A 15998-nucleotide genomic window follows, 5' to 3' on the forward strand; every position below is an offset into this window, starting at 1 on the left:
TTATCTTTATTTCAAAACCTGTATGTGTGAGACTACCGCCCATGGGCTTCTTTGGCATCTTCGGCCGTGTGATCGTCGATGGCACCTCAATGCAGCCGACCTATAACCCTCTGGATTGGCTACTTGTTCACTACGGCTTCTTAGGCAAAAAATACCTGTTTCTGCGCCTCGGCGATGTCGTTGTCGTAGAGCGCGAAACCCAGCCTGGCATCTTCTATGTAAAGCGGATCGCAGAAATTTCTATTGATAACTCAGGAGAGAGAAAGGGCAAGAAGAGTTACTACGTATTGTCCGATAACGAAGCTGGAAGTGATTCTCGCAAATGGGGTTTCTTAAGCGAGGCTGAAATTGTTGGAAAGGTTATTACGCGGATTAAGCGTCACTAGATTCCTGCATAAAAATGAGGTTAAATCTCGGTTAGGGCAGTGGAGGAAAAATGAAAATATCAACCAGTTCGAAGTTATTAGCTTTAGCCGTAACTAGTCTGCTGATTGGCGCATTAAGTCCATACGCTGCCACTGCTGTCCCATCTGCGAAGATTTCTGAAGTTACTTTGAACAAGAAATCCTTCGCTCCGGGAGAGAAAATAGTCCTTAGTTACTCCGTTACCTCAACTGACTTGAATTCATCTCATGTGAATCAGGTAAGTATTGTGGAGGAGAGCGAACCGGATGACTGTGAAGGGCGCTGCTCTCTAGCAACAAAACCCAAACTAGTATCAGGAAATATTGCATCAGGCTTCTGGCAAGCCGAGTTAACCATTCCAAAGAATTTTTATGGTGGAAATTACAATCTCTTTGTTGGGTATATAAAGTTAAGTAATGGATCTTTGAGCGTCACTCCAATTACAATTTCGGGACCACCAATTCCGCGCCCGTTGATTCCAACAGCAAACATAACTTCTTTTATGCTGAATAAAGAAACTTTCGTTTCTGGAGAAAAAGTCATACTTGATTTTCAAATAAAGACTCAGGATCTCCCAGCGGGCTCAATTCCAATAGCCCAAATAACGAATGAAAACGAAAGCGATGATTGCGAAAATTACTGTTCTATATCGGTTAAACCAGTTTTATTAAAGGGAAACATTCAAGACGGATCTTGGAGGGCAACCTTTTCGCTCTCAAAAAGCTTTTATGGAGGATCGTATAAAGTATATTTTGGCTTTGTAAAGATTCGTGGTGAATCCTTAAAATTCTTACGTATTGAAGTTGATGGCTCGCCAGCGCCGGTAAAGCCACTTGAGGCCTTTCTAGATGATCTTTATTACGAAATCACTGATATGAAAATTACCTCAGCACGTGCTTCTCAAGGTGGAACCGCAACTGGAACTTTCAATCTTGATACCAATGACCCAACAGTTCGTAGCCCTGAATGTATGTTGAAAGATGCTACTGATTGGAGGGATTCGGTACGAACCAGTGGCACCTACATGTCTGGCGCTTGGAAATGTTCGATAGCGATCCCTTCAAAGCTACCAATTGGGACTTACATACTGCATGTTGCCGTCGTTGGTTACGCGAATAACGAAAAGAATGAAACTCGTGAGGACATTGGAGAAATCACAGTTACAGCGAAATCCACTTCAAATAGTTTGAAATCAACAACTTCGGGATCAATTCTGTGTGGCAAGTCAGGAACCTTTAAGTACTTCCCTAAGGTTAAAACTTGTCCCGAAGGTTGGGTAAAGAAGTAGAGAAGTCCTAACGCGTAAATGCTTCATACATCAACGCTTTAGCCTCTTCCTCATGCAAATGGTGGTTACCAGTTGCAGGAGATGCTGATGCGCGACGTGAAATTCTGCGAAGTACGCGACCATCGACGGCTGTACCACCGATAGCTTCGGTAGTACTTAGCGCAACGTGTGGCCATGGACCTTGGTTAGCGGGTTCATCTTGTACCCAGAGCAAGTTGGCATTTGGATGCTTCTTCGCTTCAACTTCCATCTGTGCAACAGGAAGTGGATATAAACGCTCAACGCGAACAATTGCAGTGCTACTGTCATTTAACTTAGTTCGCTCTGCAACCAGGTCGTGATAAATCTTTCCTGAACAGTAGATCAAACGTGATGCGTTGTTAACTGTGACATCACCAATTACTGGCAAGAATGTTCCGGATGTGAAATCACTAATTGATGAAGCAGCTGCACGCAGACGGAGCATCGACTTCGGTGTGAAGACAACCATCGGGCGGCGCTTTGGATTTGCAGCGTGGAAGCGCAACAAGTGGAAGTAAGAAGCCGGAGTTGATGGCTGTGCGATCGTCATATTCTTTTCTGCAGCAAGTGATAAGAAGCGTTCAATGCGCGCAGATGAGTGATCTGGGCCTTGTCCTTCATAGCCATGAGGAAGAAGTAAGACAACAGATGAACGCTCGCCCCACTTTTGAAGTGCTGATGAGATGAATTCGTCGATAACTGTTTGCGCACCGTTGGCGAAGTCACCGAACTGACCTTCCCAAAGCACAAGCGCTTCTGGGCGAGCTACCGAATAGCCATATTCAAAGCCCATCGCAGCATATTCAGATAAGAGCGAATCGACTACAAAGAACTGACTTTCATCGGCAATTAGCGAACGAAGCGGGAACCAGTCAGAACCATTCTCTTTATCGACAACAACTGCATGGCGATTGCTAAATGTTCCGCGACGTGAATCTTGTCCCGCTAAACGAACTGGGCGACCTTCTTTGAGAAGTGAACCGAAGGCGAGCATTTCACCAGTTGACCAGTCGATGGTGCCATCGTTGATTGATTCCGCACGCTTTTGCAGCTGTGGAAGCATCTTAGGATGGATGTGGAAACCTTCTGGGATCGCAAGTTGTGTCGCTGCAATTTCGCGAACCAATTGTTCTGAGATAAATGTTGGGACATCTTCAGCATTTGGAACAATTGGAGGCTGGAAGTTTGGATCGTGCTCTTCTTCATAATTAGCAACGGATGCATAAACTTCTTCAAGTTGTGTCTGGTAGTCGCGCGCTAACTGCTCGGCTTCTTCCGGAGTGATATCTCCGCGACCGATAAGTGATTCGGTATACAAGGTACGAGTTGAGCGCTTGGCATCAATTAATTTGTACATCATTGGTTGTGTGAAGCTTGGCTCATCGCCTTCATTGTGGCCACGACGACGGTAGCAAACCATGTCAATGACAACATCTTTATTAAATTTTTGGCGGTATTCGAAGGCTAAGCGAGCTACGCGAACACATGCTTCTGGGTCATCGCCATTTACATGGAAGACCGGCGCCTCGATAGCTTTGGCAACATCTGTTGAGTAACGAGATGTACGTGATGCATGAGGTGAAGTTGTGAAGCCAACTTGGTTATTTACAACGATATGGATAGTTCCACCGGTGCGGTAGCCCTTTAGTTGAGATAACTGCAGAGTTTCAAAGTTAATACCTTGTCCCGCAAATGAAGCATCTCCATGGAGCAAGATAGGCAGAACTGAGTACAGATCCTTAACATTTAACTTATCTTGCTTAGCGCGAACAATGCCTTCTAGTACTGGGTTTACCGCTTCAAGGTGTGAAGGGTTGGCAGCGAGATAAATCTTGGTCTGCGCACCAGATTCTGCGGTGAAGACTCCTTCAGTACCTAAGTGGTACTTAACATCGCCCGAACCGTGTACTTCATTCTCTTTGTAATGTCCTTGGAACTCTTGGAAAATTTGTCCGTATGACTTGCCAGCGATATTTGCCAGAACATTTAGGCGACCGCGGTGTGGCATACCGATACAGACTTCATCTAAATTCTTTTCGGCAGCAGATGAGATAACTGCATCAAGAATTGGAATTACAGATTCGCCGCCTTCGAGTGAGAAGCGCTTCTGTCCAACGAACTTAGTCTGCAAGAAAGTTTCAAATGCTTCTGCGCTATTTAGTTTGCGCAAGATGCGGATCTGTTCTTCGCGATCTGGCTTGGTAAAGCCGATTTCAACGTGTTGCTGAATCCACTTACGCTCTTCTGGATTTGAAATATACATGTATTCAACTGCAACAGAGCGGCAATATGAATCGCGCAGAATTCCGAGGATCTTGCGTAGCTTCATAAACTTCTCGCCACCAAAGCCACCAGTTGCAAATTCGCGATCGAGATCCCACAAAGTAAGTCCGTGAGTTACGACATCAAGATCTGGGTGTGAGCGCTGTACATATTTGAGCGGATCGGTATCTGCCATCAAGTGGCCGTAGGTGCGGTAAGCCTGAATTAACTGCTGAACGCGCGCAGTTTTGTTGATCTCTTCATCTTTAGAGAATTCAAAGTCAGATGCCCAACGAATTGGCTCGTATGGAATACGAAGTGCTGCAAAGATTTCATCGTAGAAGTTTTCGGCACCGAGCAAGATTTCATGAATGCGGCGAAGGAAATCACCAGATTGCGCGCCTTGAATAACGCGGTGATCGTAAGTACTTGTAAGAGTTATTACCTTGCTTATCGCCATCCGGGCCAAGGTCTCTTCACTTGCACCTTGGAATTCGGCTGGATAATCCATCGCGCCAACGCCAACGATTAGGCCTTGTCCTTGCACCAAACGTGGCACAGAGTGAACTGTGCCGATTGTGCCTGGGTTTGTTAGCGAGACAGTTGTTCCTGCGTAATCTTCAACGGTAAGTGCCCCAGCGCGGGCCTTCTTAACGATCTCTTCGTATGCAACCCAGAACTGACCGAAATCTAACTCTTCGCAACCCTTAATTGATGGAACAAGTAGTTGCCGGGTTCCATCGGGCTTTGCCAAGTCGATCGCAATACCAAGGTTGATATGTTCTGGCTTTCCAAGTGCAGGCTTGCCATCTACCTCGCCATAGAAAGCGTTCATCTCTGGCATCGCACGAAGCGCCTTGATCATGGCATAAGCGATGATGTGAGTGAATGAAACTTTTCCACCACGTGTGCGCTTTAAATGATTTGTAATAACGGTGCGGTTATCAATCATCAACTTGGCAGGAATTGCGCGCACACTTGTTGCAGTCGGAACTGTTAGCGATGCTTCCATCGATGCAACAACGCGACCGGCAACTCCGCGAAGTGGTTCCATAGTTGCCGCACTCGGTGTAATCAAAACTGGTACTGGCTTTACAGGTGCCTGTGCTGGAGCTGGTGTTGAAACGACAGGGGCGGCAGCAACAGGTGCCGGTGTTGAAACGACAGGGGCGGCAGCAACAGGTGCTGGCGCAGAAACCGGAGTAGATGTAACAGGTGCTGCCAAGGTTGATGGTGCAGGTGTTAAAACTTGTTGTGTCGCTTTTGGAATTGGTGGAACTGGTGGAGTTCCAACTTTTGGCGCGCTTGTTGTTGCAGCTGCACCTGGGTTATAAGTCTTAAAGAATTCAATCCATGAAGGTTCGACGGAAGTTGGATCGGCTTGGTAACGCTCGTACATCTCTTCGACGAGCCAATCATTGGCTCCGAAATCTGCCGACACTGGCAACTCCTTCTTCGCGATTAACCTTGAGCATTACAGTGGTAATTAACGCTTAATACGTGGCTAAGACTATCGGCTGAGCCGAGCCTGAATAAATCCCGTAGCGCCGACCCCAAGCGCGATATTGACCACAATCGCGCCCCGAAACTCAGCGCGACAAGGGGCCAGAGGATTGGCAGAGTTGGCGCATGAACTCAGGAGCTCCGATGCGACCACTGGCCATTGTCAGCGGTGGAAGCCGTGGGCTGGGCTTTGAAACTGCGCGGGGGTTGGCAGCGCGTGGCTATGACTTAGCGATGATCGCCAAAGATCCAGCACGTTTGAATTCAGCGAGAGAAGAACTGATCGCTGAGTATTCGCCAACCCAATCTGGTTTAAGCATTACAACGCATGCGGCAGATTTAGAGAACCAAGAAGCTACTCGCAAAGCCGCTGAAGAGATCACCGCGTCACTTCCAACTCCACAAGTACTGGTTCTGGCACATGGCGTGATGAGCGAGAAGATGTCAAAGACTCTGCGCACAACTGATGCCGAATGGAATCGCGTAATGGCGATTAACTTGGATTCAGTTTTCACTTTAGTAAATGTGATTGCACCTGCCATGGCCGATGCACGCAATGGACGATTAGTTGTTTACTCAGCATGTTTAGGAAGAATGTCCGGACCAGGAAATGCCGGGGGACTTGCACCGTATCGAATTAGCAAAGCTGGAGTTAACGCACTCGTTAGAAACTTGGCACATGAAACAGGGTTAGGCGCTCGCGGATTCTATGTTGATGCAATCTGCCCTAATCATTCGCGCACAGATATGGGCGGCCCCGATGCACCACGTAGCGCCGAAGAAGGTGCCGAGACCGCTATCTGGCTTGCAACTGCAGATATTTCAGAACGTGGAACCGATCAAGTAACTGGTCTACTTTGGGAAGATAGAAAGATCGTACCTTTTTAACCGACTATTTTTTGATTAGGGTTTCTTTCGCTCTTCGGGAATTATCGTTACCGCAAAATAGAGCACTGGGATTGCAAGCAACAACAATGGAATTGCGCCGATTAAGAAACCACCTTCGAATTGATATTTAACAACGCCCAACACAATTAAGTTTGCCAACACCGCTGGCCCGCGGCCCCAATTCTTCTTTTGCGCATAAGCGCGACCACACGCCAAGAGACCGAGGCCACCTAACAATGAGAAGAGCAGCACTCCAGCCAATGGCGGGATCTCCCTATCTTCATGGGTTATTCCCATTACGCCGACCCAGATGCCTAGGGATAACACGACTGCACCTTCTATATAGAGAAGGGCTGACGCGATGGAGCGCTTACGCGCTTGCTTGGCAGGATCGGCGCTCATAGACAGGAAGGGTAGCGCATGGTTTTTTCGCACGACGGTTTACGTGACTCATTAACGCGCGTAGCTGCGCCACCTTTCTTCTATGAGAGTTTAAAAAGAGAGATCTCGCTTTCCGAGCGGAGTGAAAGCACAATTACTGCGGTTACGTTCAGATTGATTTCAGAGCAACCGATTTATGACTATCCGCTAGTTGCCTTCTCCGAAATTGCTGGGAGAGCGCTCCGCTTAGAAGATCACATAGCGCGTATGGGCATAAACAATTTTGTCATTTTAATTACTGGGGATAACGATGTAGCCGAACAAATCTGCGCTCGAATTTCTTCACAGTGGACCTTGGAAGGAGTTCCTGGGATCTGCCTACATTACGCATGGATTTCTCATGAAGTAGGCGAGAGCGCCCTAGATTTCTTAAATCGCCTTGATGGGCAAGAGTTGAAAACCACATCTTTCTAATTCATCCACAGGCTTCTGCCGGCTCTTATTTAGTAATTTGGATAGTTCTATCTTCGCGCCATGGAAATGGATGTCGCCTTTGGGCCTATTGCAGAGTTCATTTCTGATAAAACCATTGAAGAAATCTGGATAAATTCACCACAAAGAATATTCATCGCCCGAGCAGGAAAGAGCGAGTTAACAAATTTAATTCTCTCACCTGAAGAAGTCTCTCAACTAGTAGATCGCCTACTTATCTGGAGCGGTAGACGTCTTGATCTTTCACACCCATTCGTTGATGCACGACTTCCAGATGGAAGTCGCCTCCACGTGGTGATTCCTGAAATCACCGCTGAACACTGGACGGTTAACATCAGAAAACATCTAATGCGCCATTTGTCGTTACAAGATTTAGCTCAACACGGCGCCTTAACCGCTTCTATGGCGGTGGCGTTAACCAATTCCGTCCGCGCTGGGTTGAACATTTTAGTAAGTGGCGGAACCCAATCTGGAAAAACAACAATGCTCAATGCACTTGTATCGGCAACTCCTTTGGGACAGCGAGTTATCACGATTGAGGAAGTCTTCGAACTAAAGCCGGTATTACCTGACTTGGTTGCGATGCAGACTCGCAGTGAAAATCTCCAAGGAGAAGGAGCTATTCCACTTAGAAAACTAATTAAGGAAGCGCTACGAATGCGACCTTCGCGCATAGTTATTGGAGAAGTTCGCGAGGCCGAAGCGTTAGATCTATTAATTGCCCTTAACTCCGGGCTCGCCGGAATGGGAACCTTGCATGCAAATTCCGCTAGAGATGCGATTATCAAATTACAAACCCTGCCGTTATTAGCCGGCGAAAACATCTCACACAAATTTATTGCGCCGACAGTGGCATCGGCTATTGATCTAGTTGTACAAGTTGGACTTGCCAGCGACGGTACGCGAAGAATTCAAGAGATCGCCGCAGTCACAGGTCGCTTTGAAAATGATCGCGCTGAAATCGAAACCCTCTGGAAATGGGATGGCAGTCAATACATCCGCGGCGTTGGCTCTATCGGTAGTGAAGAGAAATTCTCGGCTGCTGGAATTCCACTTGCCGATTGGTGGAGCAAAGATGAGTAGAAAACAGATGAGTCCGCCAAGAAACCTCTCGCTAAATGTTCGCAAAAATCAATACCTGAAAGTAGCAAGTTCTTTCGTAGCTTCATTCTTTATGGTCTATCTACTCTCTGCATCCATTGTTATCGCTCTAATCTTCGGCTTTTTACTCTCCATAATTACCTTGTTAATTTCAAAGAAGAAATCTGATAAAGATGCCGCCGCTATAAGTGCTGCATGGCCGGAAGTGATTGATCACCTGGTAAGCGGAATCCAGTCAGGTCTTTCGATAACTGAATCTCTAATTGGTTTAACGACGAGAGGTCCGTTAATTCTCCGGCCATACTTTGCAGAATTTGAGATCAAGATGCGCACGCACGGTGATTTCAATCTAGCGATTTCGGAGTTGAAGCAGCGATGTGCCCAACACAGCAGCGATCAAATCTTTGAAGCAATTGCAATTTCCAAAACCTTAGGCGGATCCGAACTGCTTAACATTTTGCGCACCGTGGGAACCTTCCTGCGTCAAGATTTAGCGCTACGTCGTGAGATTGAAGTTAAACACGGCTGGATTAAGAACTCCGCTCATCTTTCTGCCGCCGCTCCTTGGCTTCTTCTGCTCTTACTATCGACACAGCCAGCAACATCTCGCGCGTTCTCTACACCTACAGGCGTGCTAATTCTTCTAATCGGTTTGTCCATGACAGCGATCGCATATGTATGGATGAACCGTTTGGGTCGCCTTCCCGAGATACCGCGTGTTTTTGGTAGCGCATGAAGTATTCCGTTGGAATTCCAGTTCTCTTTGCCGCCTTGGGTTCGCTAACCCTGATCTTAAGTTCGAGTCCTAGAAGTGCGTTAAATAGCCACATAGCAAATTCCAAGGACCGAGGGTCGATTCAAAATCGCCTCCGTGAAATAGGAAAAGACTCTCCAGAAAGTTTCTTTGAATTTAGAAGTAAGCAACTTGCAAACTCATCTCTTGTTGGTGCAGCTATAACCTTGATTTTGATCTTTGTAGGGAAGTCACCTTTTTCTATATTCCTCCTCGGTTCTCTTGCAGCGATATCCACATATATCTATGTGGACCGTAGTTTGAGCAGACAAGTTAATTATCATAAGTTACGGGTTGAGTCAGAATTTCCCGCGGTCATTGAAATGTATTCGTTAGCGATGTCAGCAGGCGAAACGCCTTTGGCAGCGATGGAGCGGATAGGAAAAACGGCCACTGGTTCAATGGCCATTGAATTCAACAAGGTAGTAGCACTCGTTAAATCTGGAAAACCATTCCATGTTGCTCTAGATGCGATGGGAAGAGATTTAGATTCCATTGCAATCAGGCGTTTTGTTGACTCACTAATTATCGCAACCCTACGTGGTGCACCACTAATCGATGTGCTTCAACGCCATGCGCAAGAGGCTCGCGAACTCCAAAGGAACCGAGTTTTGGGAGCAGCCGCTAAGGCTGAGATATCGATGATGGTTCCGGTGGTCTTTCTCATTCTTCCAATCTCTATCCTTTTTGCGCTTTGGCCTTCGCTAGCCAACTTAAATCTCTTCAGCAGTGCCTAGAAAAGATAAAACTTTAGAAATATTGAAAACAATTAAGACCAACCCGATTCATACCGTATGGATGGGTAAGAGAGAACGGAAAAAGAGATGGTAAAAGTTAAATCTAAGGCCCTAGAGCCAGCAGAATCTGCAGAGTTAGTTCAAGCAAATACTGGTGGATTAAATAAAGTGATAATTGATAGGTACCTATCTCTGCAACAGATTCAAAGCCGATACAAATCGGCGCTTGCATCCGAGAGAGGTGATGTTCCTGGTTGGGTGCTTGTAGTTCTAATGACTACCGGTTTAGTCACAGCGATATGGACAATTGCCGCACCTCGCTTGACTAGCATCCTTAAGAATTCATTAGATGCGATGAACGGTATCCGTTGATGTATTCACTGAGGCGATTCACCGCATCCGAAAGGGGAAGCGCGGAGAGCGCAATGGTCTTGATTCCCCTGCTCTTTCTCTTTCTCTGCGGTGCGCAGTTAACTTCAACGGTCTTCATTAGAAATTTTGAATTTGCGAAGGTACAGAGTGAGGCATCAACAAGGTCGATATCTAATGAGTTGCAGAGCAGTGACTCAGTAATTGAAATAGATACGCCTGACCGCTTTCAAAAATTGCGTCTACTAGTTGTTAGAAAGCAAAGAGATCTTCCAATTATGGTTCCAGGCTTGGCCAGTTTCTTAGGCGGTTCACTAAAAAGTGAGGTCACAGGTATCTCTGTCATGGAGGTTGTCCCATGAAAAGTGTTATCAGATGCGAAAGAGGTAGCGCTACAGTCGAATTTGTTGCGCTTGCCCTTCCGCTATTTGTGCCGATTATCTTCTTTCTGCATCAATTCGCGTCAGTAAGTGGCCAAGAAGAAATTGCGCGGACATTAGCGCGTGAAGGTGCACGGGCCTTTGTAACTAGTTCCAATCAATCAAGTGCGGCTGCGGCTATGAACGCAGTAATTTTTAGAGCTGGACGAGAACTTGGCTTAAAGGAAGATGAATTTGAACTAATGGCGATAAATCTCGAATGCAGCAGTTCGCCTTGTTATTCGCCAAATGGAAAAATTGTTGTCACTGTTCACTTTGGTGCGTCCAAAGAATCCCGCGCGGTCACCGCTTCAGCACAGGAATACATCTCGCCATGGAGTTAAGGCGCAGCCCCATAAAACTTCTTCGCAGTGAATCGGGATCCATCTCACTGGTGGTGATGGCTCTATTTATAGTTTCACTTTCATCGATCTTAGTAGTAACGGATGTTGCAGCTGTCGCAATTGCAAAGCGCTCCTTAACCCAAGCAAGTGAAGCAGCAGCACAACGTGGAGTTCGTAATCTTGATAAAACCTCTTACTACCGTGGTGAATTTGATCTGACTACACAAGCTCAAAATCTATTTGGGGTTGGACCATCGGATCCAGGTGTTCCGATTGATTGCTCTAAAGCTTTAGGGGATGCGGAAGGCGCACTGGCCGATTGGAGTAGTGGTCCAAATAGCTTGCGAAGAGTTGAGATTACTAATTTAAAGATAAGTCGAATTGAGTGTGACGGTTTTGGAATTCAACTTGTTACCCAAGCAATCGCACAACTTCCTTTAGTACTTCCATTTTTCAATCTTGACTCTGTTGAAATATCATCAAATGTCTCGGCCACTAACACAAGAGCGAAAGGCTTTTCGCCCTTCGGTATAAGGATTTTCTAACACTCGCTATCCTTAACCCATGGCCCGCGAATACGATCTAGAGATTGCAGCAATTGGTGCAACGCTTCTCTCTATCGAAAAGGTCTTGGATCTTCCTAAGTTAGAGGCCGAAGCTGTGGAACTTGAAGCGGCTGCCGGTGTTCCAAATCTTTGGGATGACCCAGAAGCGGCGCAGAAGGTAACAAGTAAGTTATCTCGAGTTCAGAGCACTATTGCACGATTAAAAACACTTCGTCGCAGAGTTGAAGATTTGCCGATCTTGTTTGAACTCGCAGGCTCTGAACCAGATGGTTCTGGATTAGCAGATGCGGAACTCGAATTAGATTCTGCAGTCAAGGCGATTAGCGAGTTAGAAGTTACGACTCTTCTCAATGGTGAATACGACGACCGCGATGCTTTGATAACTATTCGTTCAGAAGCCGGTGGTGTTGAAGCCGCCGATTGGGCGGAAATGTTGATGCGTATGTATCTGCGCTACTGCGAACGCCATGAATTCAAAGTGGATGTACTTGAAACTTCTTACGCCGAAGAAGCGGGAATTAAATCAACAACCTTCCGCGTTGGTGCGCCTTATGCCTACGGCACATTGTCTGTAGAGCAAGGCACTCACCGTTTAGTACGTATTTCTCCTTTTGATTCCCAATCACGCCGCCACACATCATTTGCTGGCGTTGAAGTTGTGCCTGTTGTAGAACAAAGCGATCACATTGAAATTGATGAGAAAGAAATCCGTGTAGATGTATATCGTTCATCTGGCCCTGGTGGACAAGGCGTAAATACAACAGACTCTGCTGTTCGCTTAACCCATATCCCAACGGGAATTGTTGTTTCATGTCAGAACGAGCGCTCACAGATTCAGAACAAAGCAACAGCAATGGCTGTCTTGCAATCAAAATTATTGGAACGTCGTCGCCAAGAAGAACAAGCCAAGATCAATGCTTTGAAGGGCGATAATTCAGGCTCTTGGGGTAACCAGATGCGCTCTTATGTATTAGCGCCGTATCAAATGGTTAAAGATCTTCGTAATAACCACGAAACTGGAAATACTTCAGCAGTATTAAATGGTGAAATCGATGATTTCATTGAAGCGGGAATTCGCTGGCGCCGTTCTAGTTCCAGTAATTAAATTCACAAGTAAGCGTGTAATTTGCCTGAGAATCCACGCAATTTGCGCCGATATCAGGCGCTTTTTGCAGATCTATACCTAAACTAGGGCTCAGTACGGCAGCCAATTTCCCCCATATCCATGGCGCCCAATGAGAACGAAGGAGTTCGTGTGATTCGTTTTGAGAATGTGACGAAGCTTTACTCAGGTCAAGAACGACCTGCGCTAGAGACAGTCAGCCTAGAAATTGTTAAGGGTGAATTCGTCTTCCTTGTTGGTCTTTCAGGTTCTGGTAAATCAACTTTCCTTCGTTTGATCCTGCGTGAAGAGCGCCCATCTCAGGGCGTCATCCACGTTGCTGGAAAAGATTTAGGGCAACTTCCAAACCATAAGATTCCTGATCTACGTCGCCAAGTTGGAACTGTCTTCCAAGATTTCCGTTTGCTTCAGAATAAAACTATTTCAGAGAACGTGGCCTTTACTTTGCACGTACTTGGATATTCCAAGAAAGAGATTGCCCGCGAAGTTCCAGAAGTTCTTGAACTCGTAGGTTTGGAAGATAAGGCAGATCGCATGCCGACTGAGATTTCAGGTGGAGAACAACAGCGCGTCGCAATTGCCCGCGCATATGTAAGCCGCCCGGCGATCATCATCGCCGATGAGCCAACCGGAAACCTTGATCCAGCAACATCTGTGGGAATCATGAAATTGCTAGACCGCATCAACCGCGAAGGCACCACTGTTTTGATGGCTACCCACGATGCGGGAATTGTGGATCAGATGCGCAAGCGCGTTATTGAATTAGATGCAGGCCACGTTATTCGTGACCAGGTTCGCGGCGTCTATGGTTACACAGGCTAAGAAGTATCAGGGGATAGGGTAAAGACATGCGCGCAGGATTCTTATTAAGCGAAGTCCGTATTGGGCTACGCCGTAACTTAACAATGACCTTTGCGGTCATTGTTACTACTGCGATCTCACTTTCCCTGCTTGGTATTGGTCTTCTTTCAAACGCTCAAGTTAATGCGATGAAAGATTATTGGTATGACAAGATCGAAGTCTCTGTTTACCTCTGTGGTTCTTTATCTGAATCACCAAGCTGCTCTGGTGGAGTAATTACTCCAGAACAACGCCTTGCGATTAAATCAGATCTAGATGCACTTCCTGTTGTCCAGAGTACTTTCTACGAGTCACAATCTGAGGCTTACACACGTTTCCAAGAACGCTTTAAGGATTCTGCGATTGCCCAGAACGTAACTGCAGATCAATTGCCAGAGTCATTCCGCGTTAAGTTAAAGGACCCAACTCAGTTTGCAGTTGTTGTTAGCGCATTCTCAGGGAGACCTGGCGTAGATGTTGTTCAGGATCAGCGCACTATCTTGGAGAAGTTCTTTAAACTTCTAAATGTATTGCGTAACGGCGCACTTCTAGTTGGTCTCTTCTCAGTACTAACTGCTGGTCTTTTGATCTCAAATACTTTGCGTATTGCAGCATTTAACCGCCGCCGCGAAACTGGTGTTATGAAACTCGTTGGTGCATCTTCTTGGTCTATCCAACTTCCATTCTTACTTGAAGGTATTTTCTCAGCGTTAATCGGTTGGGGATTTGCTACTGGCCTATTGGCAGGGCTTAAAGCCGTAGTCGATTCCAAAGTTGCTCCACTTCTTACCTTCACCAACTTCTTTGGTTGGAATGAAGTCTGGATCGCATCTGCTTGGTTATTACTAGCAGGATTCACCGTTTCTACTATTGCCTCGCTGATCACGCTCCGCCGTTACCTCAAGGTCTAAAAGGTAAATGTCTAATCGGTACCTGCCGTGGTGAAAGAAGTTGGCCGCAAACTCATCGCGCAGAACAAGAAAGCGCGTCATGACTATTCAATTGAAGATGTCTTTGAATGCGGCATTGTCCTAACTGGTACTGAAGTTAAATCACTGCGCGCTGGGCGCGCTTCCCTTATCGATGGATATGCAACCGTTGAAAATGGAGAACTTTGGTTAGCCGGCGTTCATATCCCGGAATACACCCAAGGAACTTGGACTAATCACGATGTGCGCCGCAAACGAAAACTGCTTGTACATTTGCAGGAGATCAAGAAACTGCATATAAAAATTAAAGAGGGTGGAGTAACCCTTATTCCGTTACAGCTTTACTTCAATAATGGCAAAGCCAAGATCGAAATTGCTGTTGCGCGCGGAAAGAAAGCGCACGATAAGCGTGACTCACTTATGGAGCGCCAAGCAAACCGCGAAGTTGAACGCGAGATTTCTCGTCGCCGTTCTGGAAAAGACCAGTAGTAATTGTCTCTTCGTATTGAAACAGATCGGTTGATCCTTCGGCCAATGCTTCTGACAGATGTTGATGATCTACTGGAGTATCAATCTAATCCCGAGATCGTTCGCTACATCCCTTGGCCACAAAGAACTATGGAACAAGTTAAAAAAGCGGCAGAAGCTGTTATAAAAACTTGTACTTTTCAACTCAATGAAAATAAGGATTTCATAGTTCTTGTTTGGGAGTTAAAGAGCTCTGGAAAAGTAATTGGCCAATCAAATATGATGCTAGTTTCAAAAGAGAATAAATGCGCAAATATTGGGTGGGTGACTCACCAAGATTTCCAACGACAGGGTTATGCCTTTGAAGCAACAAAAGCGCTTTTAGATTATGCCTTTACCAATACCGATGTGCACCGAATCATCGCTGATATAGATACACGTGTTCACGAATCGGCAGCACTTGCTGAAAAGTTAGGTATGCGTCGCGAAGCAACGTACTTAGATGGAGAGTTCTTTAAAGGCGAATGGTGCGATATGTGGCTATATGCGATTTTAAAGAGAGAATATCAGGCTTAGTTCTCAACACTTCCCACGCTTGATTTCTATTGATTAACAGGGGAATTTCTCACTTGTCGTTGGCGTTCCGTACAATAAGAACACAACTAAATAGTGGAAATAGCTTTCCACACCCATGGGGGTGAACGGTCTCGACTTTGGTTGTTGAGGCAGGGGAAGCGGGCCGAGGAAGCCAGGATGATCTCGTTAACCAAAAACCTGTGCAAAAAATAATCGTCAGTACAACTGCCGATGATCTCACTCTTGCTGCCTAAGCAAGCTCTGTGATCCGTTAGCCCAGACTCGCCTTCGATCTGGAATCTAGCGCCGATAGAGGGCTCTTCACGGTTGTGGCGTTGCGAACGCGACCGGAGAACAGTTTCGCAAATGAGTTTGTCGAATACTTGTGTGCAAGAGATTCGGAACTGAGAAAACGATAGCCACACTACGCCCGTAGAAGCCCTGTTTTAATTCCGAAGGACCCGGGTTCGATTCCCGGCACCTCCACTTATCT

At 46.3% G+C, this 15998-nt stretch carries 18 protein-coding genes and 1 other RNA gene; 17 read left to right on the top strand and 2 right to left on the bottom strand.

Features of this window, described 5'->3' with window-relative positions; genetic code table 11:
* Positions 1–41 precede the first annotated feature (41 nt).
* Together A1s21148_RS01135 and A1s21148_RS01140 are read left to right on the top strand one after the other, a co-directional pair.
* The gene (locus tag A1s21148_RS01135) at positions 42–386 is read left to right on the top strand and encodes a S26 family signal peptidase (protein ID WP_095670667.1); all 345 of its coding nucleotides are present in this window, start codon (positions 42–44) and stop codon (positions 384–386) included.
* Positions 387–436: 50 nt separating this feature from the next.
* The gene (locus A1s21148_RS01140; RefSeq protein WP_095670668.1) at positions 437–1693 is read left to right on the top strand and encodes a hypothetical protein; all 1257 of its coding nucleotides are present in this window, start codon (positions 437–439) and stop codon (positions 1691–1693) included.
* A 7-nt stretch (positions 1694–1700) separates the two neighbouring features.
* On the opposite strand, the gene A1s21148_RS01145 is transcribed toward A1s21148_RS01140, so the two are convergent.
* The gene (locus A1s21148_RS01145) at positions 1701–5417 is read right to left on the bottom strand and encodes a multifunctional oxoglutarate decarboxylase/oxoglutarate dehydrogenase thiamine pyrophosphate-binding subunit/dihydrolipoyllysine-residue succinyltransferase subunit (RefSeq protein ID WP_095670669.1); all 3717 of its coding nucleotides are present in this window, start codon (positions 5415–5417) and stop codon (positions 1701–1703) included.
* Positions 5418–5605: 188 nt separating this feature from the next.
* Here A1s21148_RS01145 and A1s21148_RS01150 point away from each other — a divergent pair, with 188 nt between their 5' ends.
* Positions 5606–6367 carry an SDR family NAD(P)-dependent oxidoreductase gene (locus A1s21148_RS01150; protein WP_095670670.1) on the top strand — a complete coding sequence of 254 codons (762 nt, stop codon included), beginning with the start codon at positions 5606–5608 and terminating at the stop codon, positions 6365–6367.
* Positions 6368–6382: 15 nt separating this feature from the next.
* On the opposite strand, the gene A1s21148_RS01155 is transcribed toward A1s21148_RS01150, so the two are convergent.
* Positions 6383–6769, bottom strand: a complete 387-nt coding sequence (locus A1s21148_RS01155) for a hypothetical protein (protein WP_095670671.1) — start codon at positions 6767–6769, stop codon at positions 6383–6385.
* An 18-nt stretch (positions 6770–6787) separates the two neighbouring features.
* Here A1s21148_RS01155 and A1s21148_RS01160 point away from each other — a divergent pair, with 18 nt between their 5' ends.
* From A1s21148_RS01160 to ssrA, 14 genes are all read left to right on the top strand, one after another.
* A complete protein-coding gene (locus A1s21148_RS01160; RefSeq protein WP_095670672.1) occupies positions 6788–7222 on the top strand; it encodes a GGDEF domain-containing protein in 435 nt (144 codons plus the stop codon).
* A 60-nt stretch (positions 7223–7282) separates the two neighbouring features.
* The gene (locus A1s21148_RS01165) at positions 7283–8323 is read left to right on the top strand and encodes a TadA family conjugal transfer-associated ATPase (protein ID WP_095670673.1); all 1041 of its coding nucleotides are present in this window, start codon (positions 7283–7285) and stop codon (positions 8321–8323) included.
* Positions 8324–8330: 7 nt separating this feature from the next.
* Positions 8331–9077: a type II secretion system F family protein gene (locus A1s21148_RS01170; RefSeq protein ID WP_125932376.1), complete on the top strand. Its 747-nt coding sequence runs from the start codon at positions 8331–8333 to the stop codon at positions 9075–9077.
* Positions 9074–9871 carry a type II secretion system F family protein gene (locus tag A1s21148_RS01175; protein WP_095670675.1) on the top strand — a complete coding sequence of 266 codons (798 nt, stop codon included), beginning with the start codon at positions 9074–9076 and terminating at the stop codon, positions 9869–9871. Before A1s21148_RS01170 ends, A1s21148_RS01175 begins: the two co-directional genes overlap by 4 nt.
* Positions 9872–9958: 87 nt before the next feature.
* Complete coding sequence (locus A1s21148_RS07535; RefSeq protein WP_223299404.1) at positions 9959–10243, top strand: hypothetical protein; 285 nt, start codon at positions 9959–9961, stop codon at positions 10241–10243.
* 53 nt (positions 10244–10296) lie between these two features.
* Entirely contained in the window at positions 10297–10602 is a 306-nt protein-coding gene (locus A1s21148_RS01185; protein WP_125932377.1) for a hypothetical protein, read from the top strand.
* Entirely contained in the window at positions 10599–11003 is a 405-nt protein-coding gene (locus A1s21148_RS01190; protein ID WP_095670677.1) for a TadE family protein, read from the top strand. The genes A1s21148_RS01185 and A1s21148_RS01190 overlap by 4 nt, the downstream gene beginning before the upstream one ends.
* Positions 11004–11059: 56 nt before the next feature.
* Positions 11060–11548: a hypothetical protein gene (locus A1s21148_RS01195; RefSeq protein WP_095670678.1), complete on the top strand. Its 489-nt coding sequence runs from the start codon at positions 11060–11062 to the stop codon at positions 11546–11548.
* 19 nt (positions 11549–11567) lie between these two features.
* Positions 11568–12674 carry a peptide chain release factor 2 gene (prfB, locus tag A1s21148_RS01200; protein WP_095670679.1) on the top strand — a complete coding sequence of 369 codons (1107 nt, stop codon included), beginning with the start codon at positions 11568–11570 and terminating at the stop codon, positions 12672–12674.
* Positions 12675–12824: 150 nt separating this feature from the next.
* Positions 12825–13514 carry a cell division ATP-binding protein FtsE gene (gene ftsE, locus A1s21148_RS01205; protein WP_095671784.1) on the top strand — a complete coding sequence of 230 codons (690 nt, stop codon included), beginning with the start codon at positions 12825–12827 and terminating at the stop codon, positions 13512–13514.
* A 26-nt stretch (positions 13515–13540) separates the two neighbouring features.
* Entirely contained in the window at positions 13541–14443 is a 903-nt protein-coding gene (ftsX, locus tag A1s21148_RS01210; protein ID WP_095670680.1) for a permease-like cell division protein FtsX, read from the top strand.
* A 27-nt stretch (positions 14444–14470) separates the two neighbouring features.
* Positions 14471–14950 (top strand): SsrA-binding protein SmpB, encoded by a 480-nt coding sequence (smpB, locus tag A1s21148_RS01215; protein WP_095670681.1) that lies wholly within the window; start codon positions 14471–14473, stop codon positions 14948–14950.
* 30 nt (positions 14951–14980) lie between these two features.
* On the top strand, positions 14981–15505 hold the full coding sequence (locus A1s21148_RS01220) for a GNAT family N-acetyltransferase (RefSeq protein WP_223299446.1): 525 nt from the start codon (positions 14981–14983) through the stop codon (positions 15503–15505).
* Between the two features lie 117 nt (positions 15506–15622).
* Positions 15623–15994, top strand: a transfer-messenger RNA (tmRNA) gene (gene ssrA, locus A1s21148_RS01225).
* Positions 15995–15998 lie beyond the last annotated feature (4 nt).

The organism is Candidatus Planktophila lacus, from assembly GCF_002287925.1.
Classification (GTDB): Bacteria; Actinomycetota; Actinomycetes; order Nanopelagicales; family Nanopelagicaceae; genus Planktophila; species Planktophila lacus.